The following is a 21,953-nucleotide window of genomic DNA, read 5'->3' as shown; positions in this document are numbered from 1 at the left end:
AGCAAGGAAGTGACGGTGAATTTTCCGTTGATACATTCCTTGCTCTTTGCTATTCATGTAAACTTTCAAAAATAGATTTAGATGATATGACCATAGGTGACTGCTTAGATTACATTGACGAGTATGTTGAAATGCAGAATCCACAAAAAGAAAAAGAAAATAAGAGAAAAGCCACTCAATCTGATTACGATGCTTTCTAAAGAAGAGAGGTGAAATTATGGCAGGAAGTAGAATACGAGGCATTACCGTCGAGATTGGTGGAGACACGGTAGGTTTACAGAATGCTTTAAAAGACGTAAATAAACGTAGTAATGACTTAGCTAAAGAGTTAAAAGATGTTGAACGCCTATTGAAATTTAACCCCGGTAACGTCGAAGCTTTGGCGCAAAAACAGCAACTATTAACTCAGCGTATCGAGACCACGACAGATAAACTAAACCAATTACGTGCTGCCGAACAGCAAGTTCAGGCGCAATTCGATAGCGGTGAAATTGGAGAAGAGCAATATCGGGCGTTTAGGCGTGAACTTGAGTTTACAGAAGGTTCCCTCGGTGGACTTCAAAACCAACTGAACAACATGAGGATTGAGGAAGAAAGAGCAGCGCGCACTACTCGTGAATTAAATACTCTTTTCGATGCTACAGGTACGAGTGTTGATCAATTCGCTGATATATTAGGTGGTCGATTGACAACGGCAATCCGGCAAGGTACAGCTACATCTGCACAACTAGACGAAGCAATTGAGCGTATTGGACGCGAGGCATTAGGTGCAGATGCAGATTTAGAAAGATTAAGACGAGCCTTATCATCTCTTGACGATGGAAATTCAATTGAAAATGTGAGAAATGAATTACGAGATTTATCACGAGGGGCTGAAATGGCTCAAAATGACGTTAATGATTTGAATATTGAATTAGAAAACATGCTAGGTGCTGCATTAGCTGGCGGCGGTATTGCTGGAGCTATCGAACAAGCTCTTGATACATCGAAATTAAAAACAAAAATTGATATAACTTTTAATGTACCAGAGGAATCTAAAAAGTCAGTAGAGGAAGCAGTAAGAGGCATTGAAGCGTATGGAGTAGATGGTGAAGCTTCATTAGAGGGTGTAAGACGACAATGGGCATTAAACAAAACAGCTTCCGATGAAGCAAACACGGCTATTGTTAAGAGTGCAGCTGTTATTGCGAATTCTTATGCCGGAATTGATTTCAATGAACTTATACAAGAAACAAATGAGATTGCTAGTGAATTAGGTATTTCACAGGAAGGTGCGATGGGGTTAACAGATGCACTTTTAAAAGTTGGCTTCCCTCCTGAGCAATTGGACATTCTTGCAGAGTACGGAGCGCAGCTAACACGAGCTGGCTATGATGCACAGGAAGTACAAGCAATCATGGCTGCTGGTGTTGAAACAGGAACTTGGAATATCGATAATCTCTTAGATTCATTGAAGGAAGGTCGTATTAAAGCGGCTGAATTTGGTCAAGGTGTCGACAAGGCCATGAAAGAAGCTCTTCAAGGTACTAGTATATCTGCTGAACAGTTGGAAAAATGGGGTCAATCTGTTGCTAAAGGTGGTAAAGAAGGATCTGCTGCTATGACAGAGATTGCTAAAGCTTTAGCTAGTATTGAAGATGAAACGAAACGCAATGAGGTAGGGGTAAAGCTTTTTGGGACCCTTTACGAAGACCAAGGGCAGAATATCACTAATACTTTAATAGGTGCTTCGCAAAAAACAATAGACTTTAAGAATAACCAAGATCAATTAAATGAATCCGTAAAAAAAATGGATGCAAATCCAGCTGTAATGATGCAACAAGCGATGGCTGATCTGAAAATAGCACTTGAACCTATATTAATCGTTATAGCTGGTATTATGGCTAAAATTGCAGAGTGGATAAGCAACAATCCTGTTTTAGCTGCAACTATTACAGCGATTGCAGTAGCTATTGGAATAATTATGGGGGCACTCATGGCACTGACTCCCGTACTTTTATTAGTAGCAACTGAAGCACTTACTTTTGCAGGAATTATGGCTGTATTAACTAGTCCGTTCACATTAATAGCCGCCGCAATAGCCGCAGTTATTGCCATTTTGATATTATTTGGTGATGAAATAATGCGGGTATATAACGAGTATTTGAAACCGACGGTAGATCAAATTGTAGCCACCATAAATGAAACTTTAAAGCCAGCATTCGAACAAGGTTTTTCAGTGATACAGAATATCGTTAAGGATGCATTCACAATCATTCAACGTGTTTGGAATGAAATATTATCACCTGTATTTTCAATTATCGCGACAATAATTAAAACAATCCTTTTGCCAGCATTTCAATTCGTCTTTGGTGCTATTGGTAGCGTAGTATCCGATGCATTTAGTGGAATTGAAAGTGTGTGGAATAATGTTTTAAAACCTATTTTAAATGGGATTATCGATTTTATTACTGGCGTGTTCACAGGGGATTGGGAAAAAGCCTGGAGTGGTATTGTTCAAATTTTTAGCGGAATATTCGAGGGTATCAAAGCAGCTGCAAAAGCACCACTAAATGCTGTGATTTCATTGATTAATGGAGTTATTAAGGGTATTAATAGTATTTCTATTCCAGATTGGGTTCCAGGCTTTGGTGGTTCTTCACCTAACGTTTCAACTATTCCAATGCTTGCAACAGGTGGGAAACCTGTAGGTAATGGATCCTTTATAGCTGGTGAAGCTGGACCTGAATTGTTTACCAAAAGAGGTAATTCAATCACAGTTACACCATTATCCTCTTCAGAAAAGTCGCTTGGTATTACAGGTACTATAGGACAATTAGTTGGTGATATGAGCTATACAATGGCTAATTCTATGAATCAATTAGCTGGTTTAAGAAGTGTAATGAGTGGCGTTTATAGCAGTATGGCAAACAGTACACAAGCAATGAATAGAAATACAACCCCATCAACTGTGGAGGGAAGTTCTTCTTCAAAATCAAATGACATGAACTCATACAACTTCGCTGACATGTTTAGAGGTTCAACATTTGTGGTTAGAGAAGAAGCAGATATTAACAAATTAGCAAGAGAAATAAATAATCTTATTAAAGGGTCGAGTAGAAAGGTGTGACAGGAATGAGTCTAACAATCGATGGAAAAACGTTAAATGAATTAGGTTTAGCGCTTTTACCAGAACATCAACATCCAGCAGCACCATCTACTCGTGATTATACGGTTACAATTCCAGGAGTTCCTGGCGCATATGATTTTGGTGCAGATTTAGAAGCAAGACCTTTTACTTTGCCAATATTGGTTAAACCCCAACCAAATAATTACCTATCGGCATTAAAAATAAGAGAAGTCATGAAGACCTTTTTTGACTCACATGGAAAACCTAAAACAGTAAAACTGATTTTTGATTATGAGCCAGATAAATATTACAAGGTTAGGTATAGTGGTAGTTTAGATACAACTCGTTATAAAACAATGGCTAATCTTGTTTTTCCGTTAACTGCGTATGATCCGCGTGCATACGCACTCGATACAGCGTATGACAAAAAAACTTTATACGATAGTGGTGCCAAATATAACAGCGGAATTATATACCCTAATCCAAGAGAGTTTGATTGGCGCTATACAATACATTATTCCGGCGTACACAATCATAGTTACTATGAAGCGCCTTTGAAAATCATTGTAAAAGGCCGTTGTAAGAATCCAAAAATAACGAACTTAACAACTGGAAAATGGATTCAAATTACTGAAACATTCACTGATGCAGATCAGTTTATTATAGATGCGAAAACATGGACTGTTGTGAAAAACAGTAGCATCAACTTATTAACAAAATATACAGGTGATTTTATTCAATTGGTAGAAGGGGACAATGGTTTTATGTTTGAAAGCGAAACAGAACCTGTTGCAACCGTCTCATTTGAATGGAATCACCTTTTCATATAGAGACGAGGTGAGGACATCATGGTAAAACCGATTATTGGAGACGTACAAGCGCAGCCGCTTAATGATAATTTTAGTGAGCTTTCTGCAAAAACAAGCAACCCTCTTGGGGCAATGGAAAGTAGCGGTACAAAAATACCGAAATCTTTACTGTCGGATGAGATTTTACAAGCGATGGCTGGAAATACACCAATTATAGTAGCTAAAGGATTAGAGGTTAACAGTGGCGTTGTGTACCCTTTAGATAACATCATTCGTGATGGTGTATTAAATAATGTAGATGAACAAGCGAAAAAAACTATTCTGTATACGAAAGTAATCGGCGCAAAGCGTGGTAAGTATTATGTGATAGAGTATATCGCTAATGGTGTAGTGTTAGATGATAAAGAGCAGTGGGGAGTTTCAATTGTAGAATACACTATTAACAATTTTGGTTCTAATAGTGCAAATGGAAGGAGAGTATTACAACATTATCGTTCCGATTTATTTCCTAAACCAACAACATCTATTGTAAATCGTGTTTTTCATTTCAAAAATGAATTATTAACAATTGTTGTAACATATGACACATCTAAAATAACAGGTAAATTTTTAAACTTAACAGATTCTGTATATGGCACATCAAAAGGGTGTGTAATTCATGAAAATAACTACATTTATGATGAAAAAACAGGATATCTAGTAGGAAATCAAGGTATTACCTACCCGTTAAAAAATACACCTCGAAACGGGGTGTCATATAATGAAATTGAAGAAATTAACAATGCTATTCTAGATTGCAAAGTTTTTAATGCGCGTCCAGGAAAGATTTATAGAATTGAATGGTTAGGTAACGGTACGACAGCTTGGGGTGATCCGAACTATTCTGTTTATCTATACGAATATGACCCTGACTTTACTAACAAGAGGGTTATATTCGAGAGATACAATCAAAATACTCCTGCTCCTAAAAGAACTATCGAAACACAAACTATTTCTAATAATAGTGAAAGTGTCATTCTAACTATTACTATCGATTATTCTAAGTTATCTAAAACTAGCTATCCACTGAATTTTGAAGGAGATGGATATGGTTACATCATTGATGCAAGTTGCTATTATTTAGAAACTAAAAATCAATCCATTGTTGAGGTGCCGGGCAGTCAAGTAGCTGTATTGAAAAATGGTAGAAAAATATCTATTAAATTCAAGTATGATGCGAGTAGAAATATGATCATCGATTTCGACAAATTAGGAATTAACGAATTAACTCATATCAAGCGATTTTACTTTGAAACCAGCTCTATTATGGATAATAATTTTCCTTCGTTACCTCCTGTTGATCAACTAGCAACAGACTGGGTCAGTCCTTATGGTATTATCGCAAAAAACAACACCGTAAGTAGTTTTGGAGGTACAGTCGGAGGGAATCATGGAACAGTTGATTCTGGTGGGTTCGCGACAGCAAGGCATGTTGAAACAAAAGTATATGCAGATGATAAAGAATTAAAAGATGGCGAATCAGTTTCTGGTAGTAAAATTGTCATTGTGGCAACCCATATGATTGCAGCTTCAAATACGATTAATGTGGACACTGGGGTAAAACGGGACAGTGTAAAAGAAATTGTAACTTACACTATTTCACCGCGTCATATTCAAGTTTCCGTCTTGCTTGAAGCTTTTGAAAATGTAGAATTTAACCGTTACACAGGATTACAATCTACGTCCGGTTTATGGGGGAAATATCTGTATTTCATGGAAGATACAACAAAAACAGTGTTTGATATTGAAAAAACAACTCCTATAAACAGCGGACTTTTCCCTGCTTCAAAAGCAAATCGTTTCGTATTAAAGAAAGATAGCAATGTATTGATGGTATACATGAAACATGAACTAGGAATTAAAACAGACTACATCGCAGAAAATGAACCTATGATTTTCTTATCAGATATGGGGAAAGTATATGCGCATCTTGTGAAAAAGAAGAATCTTGCTTTGAACACGGGTAATATCGCTTACTATGCTGGCGGCTATGTATTTTCACCTGATTTGTCGAAAACAGTTGTTGAAAGTGCATATTCGTATTACGAAAATGGAAACAAAATATATGTATTAGACTTCTTCCAAGCTGGAGAAGTCTTTTTTGTGCCAGATGCGACAGATTTGAACAGAGAAATTGAAGTGATTCAGAAATCAAGCACAATTACTATTGATAACTTTGTCACAGGAAAGGGCGTTAAAGTAACGTCCACAGGATACGGACAAGTATTTTTCAAAATGAAGTAAGTGGTGTTTATAAACAATATAAACGGCTACTTTTTATATAAAAAGAAGGTGATATCTTGCGACATATAAAAGTCTATGACATTAATATGAACTTAGTAGCCATTTTAGAAAATGCTTATAAAATTGGATATGTTAAAGAGACCAATAATTTGTGGACGTGTTCATTTTCATTGCCTCTTAACGATCCGAAACGTTTTGAAGTTAAACCGAAACGATTTATCGAACTGTATGATCATGATAAATATATTGGTAAGTTTATTGTCAATCCAAAGAAAACAGTAAAAAACGAAAGTGACAATAGCATAACGTATAATTGCGAGCACGTTTTGAGTACATTCCACTCAGACGTGCTTTTTCGTTACCATCAATTAACGAATTGGACAACAAGAGACGTACTTGAATACCTCTTTAATCAGCAAGAAATAAAACATTGGAAACTCGGAGTAGTTGAATTTACACGGTACTTTCATTATGCATGGGAAAATGAAGACTCCCTTTTAAATGCACTAATAAGTGTGCCTAAGCCTTTTAATGAGTCATATTTGTGGACCTGGGATGATACTCAGTATCCTTTTACTCTTAATCTAGTTCGTCCAACTGATGAAAAAGTCGATATCATTCGATATGGTAAGAATTTAAAAGGCATTGAGAAAGATGAAGATCCAACAGGGTTAATAACTAGAATTTATCCTTTGGGATATGGTGAGGGCGTAAATCAACTTGGCATTGAGAAAGTAAATGGTGGTGTGCCATATTTACAAGCAGAGCAATCTATTATTGATGAATATGGCATTCATAAACGAATATGGGTGGATAGACGTTTTGAAGACGCTCCATCATTAAAGGCATCTGGCGGTGGTCTATTAGACAAATATAAGAAACCACAAGTCACTGTCTCTGTGGATTGTATCGATTATGAGCTTATTGATCCATACAAACTTGTAAGATATGACGTTTCTAAAATAGTCGGTGTGTATGATGAGGATACTGATACGAACGTCGATCTACGTATCATGAAAATAACAAAGCCTGACATCTATGGTGATCCGTCAAATATCCAGCTTGAGATTGGGAACGTTCGGGACGATATCGGAACCACAATTACTGATTTACAGAAGAAACAATTAGTGAACGAAACCTATTCGCAAGGATCTACGAATATCGATTCTCATGATTATAATGACAACTGCGATCCGGAAAATCCTGCTGTAATTAGATTCTATTTGCCGGATGACTTAGTAAATATAAATTCTCTTATACTAACTTATCAAACAGAAGAATTTAGAGCATATTCCAAAGCTACAAGAGGCGGAGGAGCAACCGTACAATCTACAAGTGCAGGTGGTGCAGTAGTAGATTCTACAAGCGCAGGTGGCGGAGTAGTAAATTCAACATCTTCCGGTGGCGGTTCTACACAGACAAGCAGTTGTGGTGGCGGTTCAACTCAAACTAGTTCTGCAGGCGGTGGCGGTTCATATACGAGCGAAGCAGGTGGAGGTTCAGTTAGTACATCTAGTGGCGGTGGTAATCATCGTCATATGATGTTTGGATTCCAAACAACGATTGGAGACAATCCAGCAGGAATGCCTTATAGAAACTTTATATCAGCAGTTAACAATGGTGGAGGTGCTGTTGGTTCTGCGATTCCAACAGGAGACGAATCAGACTTATGGACTTATACTGCATCTGGCGACCATTCTCATAGCGTTTCTGTACCGGCCCATAAACATCAAGTTAATGTACCATCGCATTCACATTCCGTGAATATTCCATCGCACACGCATAATGTCAGTATTCCAGAGCATAGTCATCAAGTCAGCATCCCATCGCACACGCATGAAATTAGTATACCGAATCATACTCATTCCATCACTTTGCCGGATCATACGCATGAAATTCTGCATGGTATTTATAAGCTTTCCGAAAAACCTAGCAAGGTAGTTGTTAAAGTAGATGGAAACGTAGTTCCGGTTGAGTCTACTTCTGCACAAAACATTAATTTAATCCCGTATTTATCGAAAGATGATAGCGGTAAAATTAAACGTGGTCAATGGCATGAAATTACGATTACACCGGACAAGCTCGGGCGAGTAAATGCAAATATTATTTCACGTTTATTCATTCAATCTCGTACAGGGGGTACATTCTAAAACGAAAAATCACAAAAGGAGATGGTTGAACATGCAAACAGTTGAAATCCATACACATGGTGGAGTAAAACATACAGTACAGGTAGAAAAATACGGTATTGAAGAAGCGCAAAAATTAAACGAACAATTAAACAGTAATGATGTAATGACTGTTTTAATTGGACAATTAATTTTTTCTAAAATTGATATTAAACAAGTTATTCCAATCGAAACAGTATCCCAGCAACCAGAAGTGGAAGTGATTGAATGATTGGTAACAAATTCATAGAAACAGTCAAAGATTGGGCACGACTTATAAGTATTGCAGATAGTGAGATTATGGTTCCAGTGGAAGTACAAGGACGATTATCACAATTAATCCAAACACATAATGCAGTATCTAATCCGGCAGCTTCTAAATCTGCATGGATCAAATGTATTGACCCAGCTACTGGATCCTATTCCGAGATTACAGTAAACAGCAATATTGCCGGAACGATTAAATTGGAATGGTCAAATGATGGAGCTACTGTAGTAAGTGATGAATCTTTCTCGACAACAAAGATCGCCAGAGCAAAAGTCGCTTTGCCATGGGTACGTGTGGACCTGACAGCAACCGGAACTGTAACAACTTATACACTATTGCAAGCATAGGAGTGAGGAACATGTTATTTGAAAATCCACCTTCCACTGGCGGTCTTATGACCTTATCGGAGTCGGAGATTTTAGAAATTCAAACAAAATTACAAGCGATTCAAAGTGCATTCGTTCCTACAGTGAATGAAGGAGTACTGACAACACAAGGATTGGTACAACGTTACAATGATAACAGTGCAAATACAACGAAAATCAATGGTGATACAGCTTCTATGATTCTTGCTTATGAGACAGAGCAAATGGAGGGCATGTAATATGCCTTTCTTAAAACGTGCAGTTAAAAATTATAACTTTTCTTTTCAACGTGAAAGCGTAGAAGGTGAATTCGGATTGAACCAGCCGCGAATCACTGAAGATGGCGGGGTTATGGTTGAGGAAGGGACGATAAATATAATTAATCCCGATTTAAGAACATGGTCATCAAGTGAAAAAGAGTTGGTAACAGATGTTAAACATCCGAGCAAATACGACGTTTACAAAGTTACTTATACAAACAATGCAAGTACACCGTATACAATGCATGGCACTATTACGGCGTCTAATGTAATGCATACTTTACGTTTTTATATAATGCCAACAGATTCTAAACATAATTCTATTCGCGTGGGGTTCCGTGGTGGTGCAGGCACAGGGATCGACAAAACTTTTCTTAACTTAAAAGTAGGAGAGTGGAACGAAATCACATATCGAGAAACGCCTATTACCAATATGCAAGCAATTATTTTTCCGCCTACCACAGTAAATGGCGATGTAGTATCTTTCTATATTGCGGGTTTACAGGTTGAGCCTAAACCATATCCAACAAGCCAGACAATCGGGGAACGTAAAATGGAAAAGTTAACTACTTCTATAAATTTAGATGGAGCAGGCGGAAGTATCGAAGTAATCGCTGATTATAAATATAATGAATCAGACCAATTTATTTTCGATACAGATGGTGCAAGGTGGTTGCTATTCCGACAAAATTCTTTTTTGATGGTGTATCTACAAGGTACAGAAAGAATCCGTGTGTCGTCTCCATTAGTCGAAGGGAGGAACAAAGTTCGCTTAGAATGGAATAACGCGTCTTGTTATTTATATGTAAATGATTTGTTAGTGGGTCAAGGGGCGCATATTGGAACATCTAACATAACGAAATTGCACATCGGTAGAAGGTTCAATGATATTGGTTTTTTGAATAGTACCATCCAATCCTTCATCATTAAAGACCGTAACGGAAATACCACCTACTTCCTAGATACGCAAGGTGAGAATAGAAAAGCTAAGTTGGTGCCAGGTAAGAATGTTATTAACTTAAAAAATATTAAGTTATCAACTAACCCAAATTGGGCGTATGACGTTCAACAAACACCTAGCGAACTATCATTTGAAGGGGATGTTTCTAGTGGTGGCGTGCAATACTTCTTCACACCTGAGGAATTAAATAGAGTTCGTGGTAAGACAATTACAGTTAGTGCTTCGTTCTTGCAGAACGCTAACATCAATTTCATCGGTAAAGCTGGAAGCACTTATACAATAAGTGATACTAGTATTACTAGTGATACAGCAAAATCAAAGTTTTACCTTATCCCAGCTAATACAGATAGTTTATATTTTAACCTCGCTACTAGAAAAGGAGGTACAGAAAGAACTATTTTCCATGAATTGATGGTGGAAGAAGGGGACAAAGTAACTGCATTCGAACCTTATCGACTAGATAATCGAAAAGCTAAGTTGGTGCCAGGGAAGAATTTAATACCGCCATTCACAAGTGGACGGTGGGACATTCTCGCACCTTTCGTCGTAAAAGATGATTACACAATAGGTGGAATTTTCGAAGCAACATACAGACGTTCAAGCATTAAAATATATAACCTAAAACCTAACACTATGTATCGTGTAGGTGGAACATACGATACAACAAAACAAAGGATTAGAGTTGGAAGAGGTTCCAATGATGGGTTAATTGCAGGTACATCGACAGGTGGATCAGGTTCAACATACTTTGTTTTCACAGTGCCAATAGATGAAACAAGCGTGATAATTACAATAGATAACAACAACGTTAATGGTAATGCGACAGGTTATCTTGAATGGAAAAACCTATTTCTTTATGAGGGTTTAGAATTCTATGTTTTTGAACCATACATGGAAGTCAACCGCCCAGCACTAAATATTAAACCAGCTCTTGGGAACAAACCAGCAAAAAGAATATTGTCAGCCACAAGGTAACAGGAGCATACATGTGCTTCTTTTTTTATGGCTAAAAAGGGGATGAGAACAATGCAAGAAATTCTCGATTTAAAGCAAGAGATCCAACAAATAAAGTCCGAACAAAAAGATATGCGGGAAGATATTCAAAACCTCAAAACACGTACTACTGTCAATGAAAAAGATATCGTGAGTATTAATAAGCAGCTTGAAAAAATAAGTGCCAATACTACGTGGATTCTTCGAATCATCATAGGGTCTATTGTAGCAGCGCTTATTGGCTTGTTACTGAAGGGAGGTGTGTAACATGAATGAAATACTAAAAAAATACGTAAATCCTGAGATTTCTATTTTGCTATTTGGTTTTTTAGGCTCTATCAAATTACTTATGGACTCACTAGGATATCATATCATTACTGATGATATCATTAGTGCAGTCGTGAGCTTCGTCTGTTGGGGAATTGCAATTGGCACAATGGTAACTAATACGTATCTATCAAAAAACCGTCAGAAGCAAAAAGAGACGCTTAAAAATAAAGGTTTACTGTAAGGACATTGTCATTAGACAGTGTTCTTTTTGTTTTCACTAAATTAGAAGGAGATGTTGAATAATGGTTAAACTTAAACTTTTGAATGATGAAGGACACGGTGGATATGATCCTGGTGCAGCTTCATTTGGATTAGCAGAAGAAGACGTTGTATTGAACCTAGGGAATCGTATTGATTGGATTTTAGCGAATAAAACAGAAGGTGTAGAAGTTAATTCTACTCGAGATACAGATGAGTATGTAGGGTTATCTGAGCGTGCTAGACGAGCTAATGAATGGGGAGCAGATTACTTTAACTCTTATCATGTCGATTCCGGTGGAGGTAATAGATATACAATTTATATCCATACTAATGCGCCAAAATCTACTGAAGATATTGCGTGGAAACTATTCAATGAAATTTATCCGTTCTTTGAGCAGTTTGGCATTGGACGAGGAGGCGTAAGACGAGATAACTTTGCTGTACTTCGTGAAACTCATATGCATGCGTTTCTCCATGAAAATGGATTTATTGACAACCTTATGACTAACAATCTATTAAAAAACGGTGGGAACGGTGGTTTCTTAGATAAGCTTGCATGGGTATATGCACGTGCTTATTCCAAAGTATTCGGATTTAAGCTTCATGAAATGGGAGGGGGACAACCATCTAATCCACAACCAGGAGGAGCAAACGCCACAGGTAAATTAGTGGTAGTTGATCATGATGGTCTTAACGTAAGAAGTCGTCCATCTTGGGACGAATCAGCAGTATTAAAGACCGTGGAAAAAGGTGAAGCATTTACGATTTTAGAAGAGTTACCTGAATTCTATCGTTGTAAATATTTTTATATCACTAAAGCGCGTGAATATGTACATGTGAAGTAATAAAAAGTGCCGGCTCTTATGAGTCGGCTTTTTTTGTTATCTTAACTTCCAATTTACATCTTCTTAATATATGTCTGTTAAAATTTTACATGTAACTGACTATTACATAAGGAGATGGAGATATTGAATCTATACGAATTATCGATGTCTAGCGGGCAGCAACTAACTTTTTATCATGCGGCAGTAAAACGTGGCCACAAAGAATATCGTTTTGAAATTTACAAAGCAATTGATACCATAGGAGTTTATTTTGTTGATGAAAGTGGGAGAACACTATCTATCGCCAGTACTGAAGAAATGTTAGCGATGTTGTTACACGAAGAGGACAAGGTGAAATACAGAAACATCGTTGGTGATGCGGAATGGTTATTATTAGATGGAATGTCTTCTCAAAGAGGGATGACAAAGGATGAGGAAGCGGCGTTTCTATATATGAAAGAAAACGTTTTGGAAGAAATGGCAGCTAGTTTGGAAGAGTAGTATAAGAGCCCTCTCGTGTGAGAAGGGCTTTTTTTATTCCTCTAAAATTTTGCTTGTAAAATAAAATCTTCTTTAATGTTTCCTTTGTATGTATACATTATTCCGTTCTTTTTATAAGACTTTGTATGGTCTTTGCTAAATACTTTTTCGTCACTGATACCAAGTTCTTGCTTAACTAAATTACGTTCACCGAAACTTAAAGATTCATCTACTGTTCCTATTAATAATAAGAAAGCGAATTTAAAATCTTCCATTTCAGTAAAATAAGCTTTAGAAGTCATCCCTAATGAAACCTTTTTAATAATCTTATCCTTATCAGTTTCTAGAAAGATAAAAATATTGTTCGATAAAGCTATAGCTGTTCTTCCGTCTTCCACAACCTCGGATGAAGAAATTTTCAACTTTGTCTTGTCACCCATTTCATCCAATGCACTATTGATTCTTTTAGTGTATTCATCCACTGTTAACCCTGTCTTTTTAGCTTCTTTTTTAGTATCTTTACTCTTGGTTTCAGCTACAGCTGGTTTCGCATCTTTATTTTTATTGTTTATGTTAGTTCCCAGAACACCCAAGACTACAAAAATAATAACCCAAAACCACCACTTTTTATAAAAAGGTTTTTTCATATTCTTTCCCTCCAGATATATAATAACGGATTCATTATATCAAACTTTTGGGATATTTAGCGTTTATATTATTCACCACGTTTTTGTATTTGACCACCGACCACAAAAATGACCACACACTTAATATAAAATAAATACATTATATATCTTCACACAACAATAAATTTATTTTCTCTTGCGATAGAATGACATAAACGCTTATAAGTGATGTGGTATACTTTATACAGCGCATATGTGGAAGTAAAATAAAAAGTGACTTCTTATGGGGTCGCTTTTTTTTGCATTTTCTAATAGAGTTATAAAGAGAAAAACACTTAGAGTTTAATATTACAGAGTATCTAAGTGTTTCCCCCACAATTTGCCCACATGTATTTCTTTTTATATCAGTTTTAATCTGTATTAACAAAACATAAAAAAAACAATATTTATTGCTATATCAACGGTCGGGATTATTTAACGGCATATATCCTTATGCGAAATATAATCGTTCGTTATCAAGTATAGAAAATAAATGGAAATGTTTTAAGGAAGAATTGTGAATAAAGAAAAGCCCGCAAAAGCAGGCTATGTTTTGTCGACCGTTTAATGACCATATTTTGACCATATTTATTTCAAAAGCAAACGAATATTATCGAAAGTCAATATACAAACAATTGTCGTTAAACATTGGTGCTACAACATTTATGCATAGCTTAATAGATATAAATCTTTAGTGATTTTTGTTCCGCACACAAGTTCACCAATGGGAACGCGATCAATATATGACTCTTTATTAAGAGTGAGAGGCCTTGATACTTCGGTATCGGGGTCTTTTTTATTTGTGGGATTAGTGATTTATTTTTGCGCCCACGAAATGCCCACAAATAAATGAAAAATTATTTAAGAACATCTCGCATACGCTCCTCGAATTTATTCATTGCTTCTTTATCTAACTTTTTACTGATGTGTGAATTGATACTACGTCAAGAAAATAGACACAGATTTCTCCACTAATCTTAAGCTACTTGAATGTAATATTGTTGTTCGTATTCATTTGGTGTACAGTAGTCAATCGTTGAATGAATTCTCTTTGAATTGTAGAAGAATTCGATATATTCAAAGAGGGACTTTTTTGCTTTAATTCTTGTTTTATACCTCGTTTGATAGACTAATTCTCGCTTAAGAATTCCATGAAACAATTCAATACATGCGTTATCATAACAGTTTCCTTTTCGACTCATACTACCGATCATTTCATATTCTTTTAATAGTTTTTGATATTCATTGGAAGCATATTGAACACCACGATCTGAATGATGAACTAACCCTTTTTCTGGCTTCTGACGCTTGTAAGCCATTTTTAAGGCACTGATTACTAACTCTTTAGTCATCGTTTTCTCCATTGACCATCCAACGATTTTTCGTGAATAGAGATCCATTACGCTTGCCAAATACAACCAGCCCTCGTTGGTTGGAATATAAGTAATGTCCGTTACCCAAGATTGATTTGGTTTGTCAGGATTAAATTGGCGATTCAAAGTATTTTCACTTACGGGATGTTAATGCTTTGAATTTGTTGTCGCTTTATATCTTTTAACCGTACAAGACTTCCATTGGTTGTTTGTCATGATACGAGAAACAGTTCGCTCACTTACTTTTACACCACATTTGTTTAATGTTTTGGCAATTTTTACGCTGCCATATCGCTGGTTATGTTCTAGGTGAGTTTGTAAAACTTTTTGAGTTAGCTTTTCATGCTTTTTTTTGCGATTGCTTTTTGGACGCTTTAACCATTTAAAGTAACCACTTTTTGAGACTTCCAAAATTAAGCACATCTTCTCCACTCGGTAATGGGAGCAATTCTTTTGAATAAATTCATATTTTACCGAGGGCTTTTCGCGAAGTAGTGCATCGCCTTTTTTAAGATTCCATTTTCCTCCTGTAGATCGCGTAGCTGTTTTTGCATAGCTCTCAATTCAGCATCAGGTGTAGAAAATGTTTGTACAGCTTTGATTTCAGGTTGTTGACTATATTTCTTTACCCAACCATGTAGAGTATTCTCATTTATCCCAGTTTCCCTAGCTACTTGAGCTACTGGTTTATTGTTTTCTAAGATGTACTTTACTGTTTCTTGTTTAAATGTTTCATCATAACGTTTTCCTTTTCCTCTAGTCATTAGACACACCTCTTAATTGTTATTTCTTTTATTATAACAATCCGTGTCTACTTTTTAGTCTAGCATCAGACCTTTATGTTTTGATGAATGCTTAGTCACATTTTTAGATGGAATTGTACATTAAGTATCTTTAACAAAATGCTTTTAAAACGAAGAGGGACAACTGTCTCTCTTTTTTATTTCAGAAAGGGGCGCAAACAGTAGATATAGAGATCCTTTTTAAAATTGCTGTTGTGAAACGATATATAATTTCATTGTTTAGTATGTTAAATTTAACTTAATGAAGTTTACCTAGGAGGATTTACTAACATGAATTTTAAGAAGATAGCAACTATATCTATAGCATTAAACACAGCATTGTTGCTAGTAGGTGGTTATTTTGTTTATTCAAATATAAGTGATGATAGAAAAGTAGTAGCATCTCCAGAATACAAAATAGAATCATCTGAAGTTTCGTCAACTACAAGTGATAGTAATGACAACAAACGAGAACGTTCTCCATCGTATAAAGTGCGAACATCTTTATTCAATAATGCTACATCTGTAGACACTGGAGTGGTGTTTTTAGGTGATAGTTTAACGAATTTTAATGAATGGGGAGAAGCCTTTCCATATGTTAAGACATATAACCGTGGAATTAGCGGGGATACAACTGTTGGTGTGATGAAGCGTTTAAATCAAATTGTTGCTTTAAAACCATCTAAAGTATTTATTATGATTGGGATTAATGACTTAGGAGCCAAAACACCAAAAGAGGAAATAGTAACAAACTATAGTGCTATTCTTGAAAAAATGAAATCAGAGTTACCAGATACAAAGATATTCATTGAAAGTATACTTCCAACTAAACCTTTAGCTAAATCCAAAAATTTAAGCAATGAAGACATCAATTGGCTGAATAAAGAACTTGAAAGAGTAGCTAAAGAAAATGGGCATACTTTTATTAACTTACATTCTTTATTTACAGATAAAGACGGTCAGTTAAAGGGAGAATGGACAGTTGATGGCGTTCATATAACTGGCGAAGGCTATAAAGCATGGGAAAATGAAATAAAGAAATATGTTTATCGATAAGTGATTGTTAAATAAAATAAGGTTTTTAGAAAAAAGAGCAGCAATAAGCTGGTCTTTTTTATTTTGCAAAGGAGATGAGAACGTTGGATAAATGTAAAGATTGTGAGACAAACAAAACAAAGATTCAAAACATGGAAATACGTCTTGCGGTTGTGGAAAGTAAAGTAATAAAAATTGAAGAAAGTATTGAAAAAATCAGTGCCAACACTACATGGATTCTTCGAATTATTATTGGAGCAATTGTAACAGCACTTATTGGCTAAGATTTTACGTGATAGAGGCATCAGCCCAGTAACAGGATTATGGACACATAAAGATATCACTTACAAGTTAGGTGGTACAGATCATGAGGATCCATTAGATTATTTACGTAGCCATGGTGTATCAGAAACACAATTCCGTGCTGATGTACAACGTGCATACAATAATTCTAGTGTAGATGTATCTGTTCCGGAACAACCTTCTAAACCAGCAGAAATACCAACGGCTATTACTGATGGAGTTGCGTACATCGAAGGGTACAACGTCAACTTACGCAAAGGACCAGATGCAAGCTATTCAAAAATTCGTCAATTAAACAAACCAGAAAGCTACATCGTGTGGGCTGAAAAAAATGGATGGCTTAATTTAGGTGGGGAGCAATGGATTAAGTATGATCCTTCTTATGTAAAGTTCAATAAGAAAAGCACAGTAGATTCATCTATTGTAGGTAAACGTGTTGTATCAAAAGTGGACAACCTACGTTTCTATGAGTCCCCATCTTGGCAGGATAAAGATGTTGCTGGCTCTGTAGATGCAGGATTAGGGTTTACAATTGATGCGAAAGTAACTGTCAACGGATCATCACAATACAAAGTACACAACAGCAAAGGAACAACATACTATGTAACAGCTAATGAAGCCTATGTATATGTGAAGTAAGTAAAATAGAGGGTCTACTGAACTATGAGCAGACCCTCTATTTTAAAAAGACCACCGACCACAAAAAAGACCACACACTGAACACAAAATAAATACATTTGATAACAATACATAACAATAACACAAATTTAGTTTGCGATAGAATGCAAAGGAGTAACAAAGATGTATCTAAACGCTATGATATACTCTATACGGCGCATATGTGGAAGTAAAATAAAAAGTGACTTCTTATGGGATCGCTTTTTTTACATTTTCTAATAGAAGTTACAAAGAGAAAAACACTTAGAGTTTAATATTACAGAGTATCTAAGTGTTTCCCCCACAATTTGCCCACATGTATTTCTTTTTATATCAGTTTTAATCTGTATTAACAAAACATAAAAAAACAATATTTATTGCTATATCAGCGGTCGGAATTATTTAACGGCATATATCCTTATGCGAAATATAATCGTTCGTTATCAAGTATAGCAAATAAATGGAAATGTTTTAAGGGAGAATTGTGAATAAAGAAAAGCCCGCAAAAGCAGGCTATGTTTTGTCGACCGTTTAATGACCATATTCATTGCAAATTTTCTTTTGCAAACTCTTCATATTTACTAAGACTTTTCATGACCATATTTTTTGAGATATGAGCATAAATATCTGATGTGATTTGAATGGAGTCATGACCTAATCTTTCTTGTACTTTTGTCATCGTAATTGAGTCTGTTTGATTGTGTGAGATTATTAATAAAATATGTTTTAAAATACTGCCTTTTTTCTTCAATATATTCTCTTTCCACTTTTCCATTTAAATGCTCAATAAGGGAAAGTAATTCATCTTCATCAATGGAAGGTGAATCTCTAGGATTTGATTGGAAAGAAGTTATACAAGCGTATATTTCTAAAAACGAAAAGAACCACAAACGACAAGATAACGGATACTAATCAAGTTTGAATTTTGTTCAAAAAGGAGCTAGAGAATGAAACTTCAGTGGAATCAACAAATGAATCATAAATAAGGAGAGGAATCCCCGTTAGGACAGGGATTCAAGAGTTTGGAAATCGTGTTGTATTTTGTCGAATATTGGCGGGTTCAACAAGTAAATATTAACACGAATTTTCTGAAAAGAAACATGATAATTGTGTCTGAATTGTTACAAATTTCGTGCGGAATAGAAACGAAAAAATAAAGCTACAGTTGTGGAAGGTGTAGTTAGTTAATTTATATAAAAGCGTTATTTGGTATCTAAATTCTTTAAAGATAGTACTTTCAGCTACAAAAGAAGTCCCCGCATCCAGATTACGAAGAAAAGGAACTTCTTTTCCTACTAGAGCAGATACCAATGAACATTGGAGTCACAAATTTTATAATCTAATACTTGATATCTACGCTACATTAAAATAATTTCTCTGGGCATTCATTACGGGCGCTTTTTTTTAATTGTAGGCATATCCTCTTTATCTTATCTATAAGATAGAAGGAGGTGAGCAAATGTCAATTTATCAAGATAGGATCCAAAAAGAATTAGAAATAGGAGACACGTACACCGAAAGAGAAATTTCTACTTTACTGTATTTTGGTAATGACAGAATATTTGTATTATGTGATGGAGTGTCTCACTTCAATAGTAAAAGTTTAAAAGAGTTTAAAGTCATTCAGAAGTACAGTGCTTATCTTCATAGGCATGAAAGGAATTCATACGTAATTCCTTCACAAAAATCACTAGTTTATATTGTTGAAACAGTGTAAGCATCCTATGGGTGCTTTTTTTATTGCATGAGTAAACCTTTCACAAACGTGTGTAAGTATTGAGCACATAAGTAGAAATGCCATTGTGGAAGCATCGTGCACGCTTGGATGAGACAAGCATATATTTATCCCGCATTAACGGGCAGTAATACCCCCACCTCAAATTTCTGCAGAAAACAAAGAAGTTAGGTGGGGGATAAACTGCCCGTAAAAGCCCGATTGGTTCAACTAATAATCAGTGGGGGATGAAGAAAACCCCCACTGATTAAAGTTTCACTTTATCTCGTATTACTGCCTGTAAAAGCCCAATTGGTAAGGGGTGATGATCGGTGGGGGATGAAGAAAACCCCTACTGATCAAAGTTTCACTTTATGAAAGAAAACGTTTTGGAAGAGGTATGTTAAAGCGATATGAAATAAATTAGAAAAGTAAAGCTTAATATGGTCTTGGTGTTAGGAATCATTTCTTATCCTAAGCATATAAGTTTATAGAGTTTGTATTTATGGACAAGGAGTGATTAGTGTGAACAGGGTAGGGAAAAGTGATTTTGTTTCTGGGTTTGTACCGAATCATAATCATGGGTCCGTAGATTATACATCTGTTGAGGCAGGTCATGTGCATCAATGCTTAGATGTAACATCTCCACCAATTCCAGTACAGGAGGGGGGACATATACACTATACAGAAGGATATGTGGTATTCGAAGATGGGCATAACCATTATTATAAGGCACAATCGGGACCAGCCATTCCAGTTGGAAATGGGATGCATGTTCATTATTACGACTTTTATACCACCGAAGATAATGGTCATAGGCATCGTATTAAGGGAGTAGATCAGCCCGCCCCAGGTAATAAATAAGAAAATGATTCTTCAAGGAAAAGCTCACGTCTCAATATGCCGTGAGCTTTTCCTTTTTTAAAAAATTGTTAAATATGGAATTTTTCATTATACCTCTCGAAACAAAGTGGATGGTCCCTTTTTATAAAATGTTCTTTATTATAGTAGAAGAAAAGATAGTTTTCGGTGTATCTATATAAATCCATTTTGATTTTTCGACATATAAGCCGCAGCTATGGATAATAAAAGGTGACCTGCACTCGTTTTCTCTCTTTGTTTTCACTTGGCATGGGGCAGGGAAAGGATCTGACCGTTTCTATGCATGGCCGGATGCTCTCTCCCACCTAAAAAGAAGGGTTTTATGTCGGTTTTTTAATTTGTATTTATATATAGTAAAAATTACGATAGTGTTAATGAGCTGACTAGTGGATAGGTTGCTAGTTTGCCCGTTAAAGCCCGATTGGTGAAGGCTAATAATTAGTGTGGAGGATGAAGAAAACCCCACCTCATAAAGTTTCACTTTATGAGGTTAATCTAGATGAAGACTATCACTGGAAATAATCACCTTTAAATATTCATTAGTACCTTGCATTGAATAATAGTAAATGGTATATTATTGGTAACGGAAGTACCTTGTATTGAGTAGTACTGATTGAAGGGAGGATTGTCTTTGAACGTCCAGTTTAAAAAAGGTGTGTTAGAGCTTTGTGTACTGGCACTTGTCAAAAGAAAAGATTGCTACGGTTATGAACTCGTTCAGCAAATTTCCAATAAATTTTTAATATCGGAAGGTTCGGTATATCCGTTGTTACGTCGATTAACAAAAGAGGGATATTTTCAGACGTATTTAAAAGAATCGACAGAAGGACCACCGCGTAAATATTATCAATTAACAAATCAAGGGGCAGAGCAACTCCATTTACTTGTAACGGAGTGGCGTGATTTTGCTAAAGGGGTACAAGAAATTATTGAAGAGGTGTGATGAAATGCATAAAGAACAGTTTCTTCGAGAATTATCGGGACATCTTAGAAAGCTACCGGAAGAAGAGAGAAAAGATATTTTATACGATTATGAGGAACATTTTCAGTTTGGGCTAGAAGAAGGAAAGACAGAAGGGGAAATTGTTAAAGGGCTCGGTTCACCAAAAGCAATTGCGAAAGAAATGTTGGCATTATATCGTTTTGATGAGATGAAAAAAGATCCGTCTGCTTCGAATATAACAAGAGCTGTGATGGCAGCGGTCGGGCTTAGTTTATTAAATTTTATTATTGTATTAGGGCCTTTAATTGCAATAGTAAGTTTTATATTTGCACTTTGGGTTGGTGGGGTTGTTAGCGTTGTGGCACCACTATTGGTAGTAATTAAAATATTAACTGGTACTTTCTTATGGCTTGAGGTATTTGTTTCTATTACGTTTGTCGGACTTGGTTTGTTGTTATGCATAGGTGCTTACTACTGTACAAAATGGTTTGGGAATTTTTGTATGAAATATGTCAATTGGAATCTCAAAATGATTAGAGGAGAGTAGA

General features: G+C 35.9%; 21 protein-coding genes and 2 pseudogenes. 20 read left to right on the top strand and 3 right to left on the bottom strand.

Going from position 1 to position 21,953, the window contains the following annotated elements; all coding sequences use genetic code 11:
• Positions 1–217: 217 nt before the first annotated feature.
• From QRE67_RS16755 to QRE67_RS16700, 12 genes are all read left to right on the top strand, one after another.
• The gene (locus QRE67_RS16755; protein WP_286121320.1) at positions 218–3,109 is read left to right on the top strand and encodes a phage tail tape measure protein; all 2,892 of its coding nucleotides are present in this window, start codon (positions 218–220) and stop codon (positions 3,107–3,109) included.
• Between the two features lie 5 nt (positions 3,110–3,114).
• Positions 3,115–3,939, top strand: coding sequence for a phage tail domain-containing protein (locus QRE67_RS16750; RefSeq protein WP_286121319.1), 825 nt, complete (start codon positions 3,115–3,117; stop codon positions 3,937–3,939).
• Positions 3,940–3,957: 18 nt separating this feature from the next.
• On the top strand, positions 3,958–6,201 hold the full coding sequence (locus QRE67_RS16745; protein ID WP_286121318.1) for a hypothetical protein: 2,244 nt from the start codon (positions 3,958–3,960) through the stop codon (positions 6,199–6,201).
• 56 nt (positions 6,202–6,257) lie between these two features.
• Entirely contained in the window at positions 6,258–8,351 is a 2,094-nt protein-coding gene (locus tag QRE67_RS16740) for a phage tail spike protein (RefSeq protein WP_286121317.1), read from the top strand.
• Between the two features lie 31 nt (positions 8,352–8,382).
• Positions 8,383–8,601: a hypothetical protein gene (locus QRE67_RS16735; RefSeq protein WP_286125389.1), complete on the top strand. Its 219-nt coding sequence runs from the start codon at positions 8,383–8,385 to the stop codon at positions 8,599–8,601.
• Positions 8,598–8,984, top strand: a complete 387-nt coding sequence (locus QRE67_RS16730; protein ID WP_286121315.1) for a hypothetical protein — start codon at positions 8,598–8,600, stop codon at positions 8,982–8,984. The genes QRE67_RS16735 and QRE67_RS16730 overlap by 4 nt, the downstream gene beginning before the upstream one ends.
• Positions 8,985–8,995: 11 nt before the next feature.
• Positions 8,996–9,241, top strand: a complete 246-nt coding sequence (locus QRE67_RS16725; RefSeq protein WP_286121314.1) for a hypothetical protein — start codon at positions 8,996–8,998, stop codon at positions 9,239–9,241.
• Position 9,242: 1 nt separating this feature from the next.
• The gene (locus QRE67_RS16720; RefSeq protein WP_286121313.1) at positions 9,243–11,198 is read left to right on the top strand and encodes a hypothetical protein; all 1,956 of its coding nucleotides are present in this window, start codon (positions 9,243–9,245) and stop codon (positions 11,196–11,198) included.
• Between the two features lie 51 nt (positions 11,199–11,249).
• Positions 11,250–11,483: a hemolysin XhlA family protein gene (locus QRE67_RS16715; protein ID WP_286121311.1), complete on the top strand. Its 234-nt coding sequence runs from the start codon at positions 11,250–11,252 to the stop codon at positions 11,481–11,483.
• 1 nt (position 11,484) lies between these two features.
• Positions 11,485–11,727, top strand: a complete 243-nt coding sequence (locus tag QRE67_RS16710; protein ID WP_286121310.1) for a hypothetical protein — start codon at positions 11,485–11,487, stop codon at positions 11,725–11,727.
• Positions 11,728–11,788: 61 nt separating this feature from the next.
• Positions 11,789–12,592, top strand: coding sequence for an N-acetylmuramoyl-L-alanine amidase (locus QRE67_RS16705; protein WP_286121309.1), 804 nt, complete (start codon positions 11,789–11,791; stop codon positions 12,590–12,592).
• Between the two features lie 123 nt (positions 12,593–12,715).
• Entirely contained in the window at positions 12,716–13,072 is a 357-nt protein-coding gene (locus QRE67_RS16700; RefSeq protein WP_286121307.1) for a hypothetical protein, read from the top strand.
• Between the two features lie 41 nt (positions 13,073–13,113).
• Here QRE67_RS16700 and QRE67_RS16695 read toward each other — a convergent pair whose 3' ends face one another.
• Together QRE67_RS16695 and QRE67_RS28930 are read right to left on the bottom strand one after the other, a co-directional pair.
• On the bottom strand, positions 13,114–13,698 hold the full coding sequence (locus tag QRE67_RS16695; protein WP_286121305.1) for a hypothetical protein: 585 nt from the start codon (positions 13,696–13,698) through the stop codon (positions 13,114–13,116).
• A 995-nt stretch (positions 13,699–14,693) separates the two neighbouring features.
• Positions 14,694–15,853: pseudogene (locus tag QRE67_RS28930) on the bottom strand (IS3 family transposase).
• A gap of 309 nt (positions 15,854–16,162) precedes the next feature.
• Here QRE67_RS28930 and QRE67_RS16675 point away from each other — a divergent pair.
• The 3 genes and pseudogenes from QRE67_RS16675 to QRE67_RS16665 all read left to right on the top strand — a co-directional run.
• Positions 16,163–16,927, top strand: a complete 765-nt coding sequence (locus QRE67_RS16675; RefSeq protein ID WP_286121301.1) for an SGNH/GDSL hydrolase family protein — start codon at positions 16,163–16,165, stop codon at positions 16,925–16,927.
• Between the two features lie 74 nt (positions 16,928–17,001).
• Complete coding sequence (locus QRE67_RS16670) at positions 17,002–17,190, top strand: hemolysin XhlA family protein (protein ID WP_286121300.1); 189 nt, start codon at positions 17,002–17,004, stop codon at positions 17,188–17,190.
• Positions 17,180–17,848, top strand: a pseudogene (locus tag QRE67_RS16665) (SH3 domain-containing protein); the annotation flags it as partial. The gene QRE67_RS16670 and the pseudogene QRE67_RS16665, both read left to right, overlap by 11 nt.
• 562 nt (positions 17,849–18,410) lie before the next feature.
• Here the strand turns inward: QRE67_RS16665 and QRE67_RS16660 are convergent.
• The gene (locus QRE67_RS16660; RefSeq protein WP_286125388.1) at positions 18,411–18,641 is read right to left on the bottom strand and encodes a site-specific integrase; all 231 of its coding nucleotides are present in this window, start codon (positions 18,639–18,641) and stop codon (positions 18,411–18,413) included.
• A gap of 38 nt (positions 18,642–18,679) precedes the next feature.
• On the opposite strand from QRE67_RS16660, the gene QRE67_RS28710 reads away from it, so the two are divergent.
• The 5 genes from QRE67_RS28710 (at position 18,680) to QRE67_RS16635 (ending at position 21,952) form a co-directional block, all read left to right on the top strand.
• Positions 18,680–18,778, top strand: a complete 99-nt coding sequence (locus QRE67_RS28710; RefSeq protein ID WP_353507042.1) for a dUTP diphosphatase — start codon at positions 18,680–18,682, stop codon at positions 18,776–18,778.
• A gap of 547 nt (positions 18,779–19,325) precedes the next feature.
• A complete protein-coding gene (locus QRE67_RS16650; RefSeq protein WP_286121298.1) occupies positions 19,326–19,583 on the top strand; it encodes a hypothetical protein in 258 nt (85 codons plus the stop codon).
• 522 nt (positions 19,584–20,105) lie between these two features.
• A complete protein-coding gene (locus tag QRE67_RS16645) occupies positions 20,106–20,444 on the top strand; it encodes a YmaF family protein (RefSeq protein WP_286121297.1) in 339 nt (112 codons plus the stop codon).
• A 649-nt stretch (positions 20,445–21,093) separates the two neighbouring features.
• Positions 21,094–21,405: a PadR family transcriptional regulator gene (locus QRE67_RS16640; RefSeq protein WP_286121296.1), complete on the top strand. Its 312-nt coding sequence runs from the start codon at positions 21,094–21,096 to the stop codon at positions 21,403–21,405.
• A gap of 4 nt (positions 21,406–21,409) precedes the next feature.
• Positions 21,410–21,952, top strand: a complete 543-nt coding sequence (locus QRE67_RS16635; RefSeq protein WP_286121295.1) for a DUF1700 domain-containing protein — start codon at positions 21,410–21,412, stop codon at positions 21,950–21,952.
• Position 21,953: the final 1 nt, after the last annotated feature.

It is taken from the genome of Bacillus sp. DX3.1, from assembly GCF_030292155.1.
In the GTDB taxonomy this organism is placed as follows: Bacteria; Bacillota; Bacilli; order Bacillales; family Bacillaceae_G; genus Bacillus_A.
Note: the sequence above shows the minus strand (reverse complement) of the source record. Positions and strands in the feature narration are given on the sequence as shown.

What these genes read in the sequence shown, in the direction of transcription:
- QRE67_RS16720 (WP_286121313.1), top strand. Translation starts at nt 9,243, where the DNA reads ATGCCTTTCTTAAAACGTGCAGTTAAAAATTATAACTTTTCTTTTCAA.
- QRE67_RS16695 (WP_286121305.1), bottom strand. Translation starts at nt 13,698, where the DNA reads ATGAAAAAACCTTTTTATAAAAAGTGGTGGTTTTGGGTTATTATTTTT.
- QRE67_RS16745 (WP_286121318.1), top strand. Translation starts at nt 3,958, where the DNA reads ATGGTAAAACCGATTATTGGAGACGTACAAGCGCAGCCGCTTAATGAT.
- QRE67_RS16735 (WP_286125389.1), top strand. Translation starts at nt 8,383, where the DNA reads ATGCAAACAGTTGAAATCCATACACATGGTGGAGTAAAACATACAGTA.
- QRE67_RS16755 (WP_286121320.1), top strand. Translation starts at nt 218, where the DNA reads ATGGCAGGAAGTAGAATACGAGGCATTACCGTCGAGATTGGTGGAGAC.
- QRE67_RS16705 (WP_286121309.1), top strand. Translation starts at nt 11,789, where the DNA reads ATGGTTAAACTTAAACTTTTGAATGATGAAGGACACGGTGGATATGAT.
- QRE67_RS16660 (WP_286125388.1), bottom strand. Translation starts at nt 18,641, where the DNA reads ATGGAAAAGTGGAAAGAGAATATATTGAAGAAAAAAGGCAGTATTTTA.
- QRE67_RS16715 (WP_286121311.1), top strand. Translation starts at nt 11,250, where the DNA reads ATGCAAGAAATTCTCGATTTAAAGCAAGAGATCCAACAAATAAAGTCC.
- QRE67_RS16730 (WP_286121315.1), top strand. Translation starts at nt 8,598, where the DNA reads ATGATTGGTAACAAATTCATAGAAACAGTCAAAGATTGGGCACGACTT.
- QRE67_RS16725 (WP_286121314.1), top strand. Translation starts at nt 8,996, where the DNA reads ATGTTATTTGAAAATCCACCTTCCACTGGCGGTCTTATGACCTTATCG.
- QRE67_RS16750 (WP_286121319.1), top strand. Translation starts at nt 3,115, where the DNA reads ATGAGTCTAACAATCGATGGAAAAACGTTAAATGAATTAGGTTTAGCG.
- QRE67_RS16650 (WP_286121298.1), top strand. Translation starts at nt 19,326, where the DNA reads ATGTCAATTTATCAAGATAGGATCCAAAAAGAATTAGAAATAGGAGAC.
- QRE67_RS16675 (WP_286121301.1), top strand. Translation starts at nt 16,163, where the DNA reads ATGAATTTTAAGAAGATAGCAACTATATCTATAGCATTAAACACAGCA.
- QRE67_RS16635 (WP_286121295.1), top strand. Translation starts at nt 21,410, where the DNA reads ATGCATAAAGAACAGTTTCTTCGAGAATTATCGGGACATCTTAGAAAG.
- QRE67_RS16670 (WP_286121300.1), top strand. Translation starts at nt 17,002, where the DNA reads ATGAGAACGTTGGATAAATGTAAAGATTGTGAGACAAACAAAACAAAG.
- QRE67_RS28710 (WP_353507042.1), top strand. Translation starts at nt 18,680, where the DNA reads ATGGAAGGTGAATCTCTAGGATTTGATTGGAAAGAAGTTATACAAGCG.
- QRE67_RS16710 (WP_286121310.1), top strand. Translation starts at nt 11,485, where the DNA reads ATGAATGAAATACTAAAAAAATACGTAAATCCTGAGATTTCTATTTTG.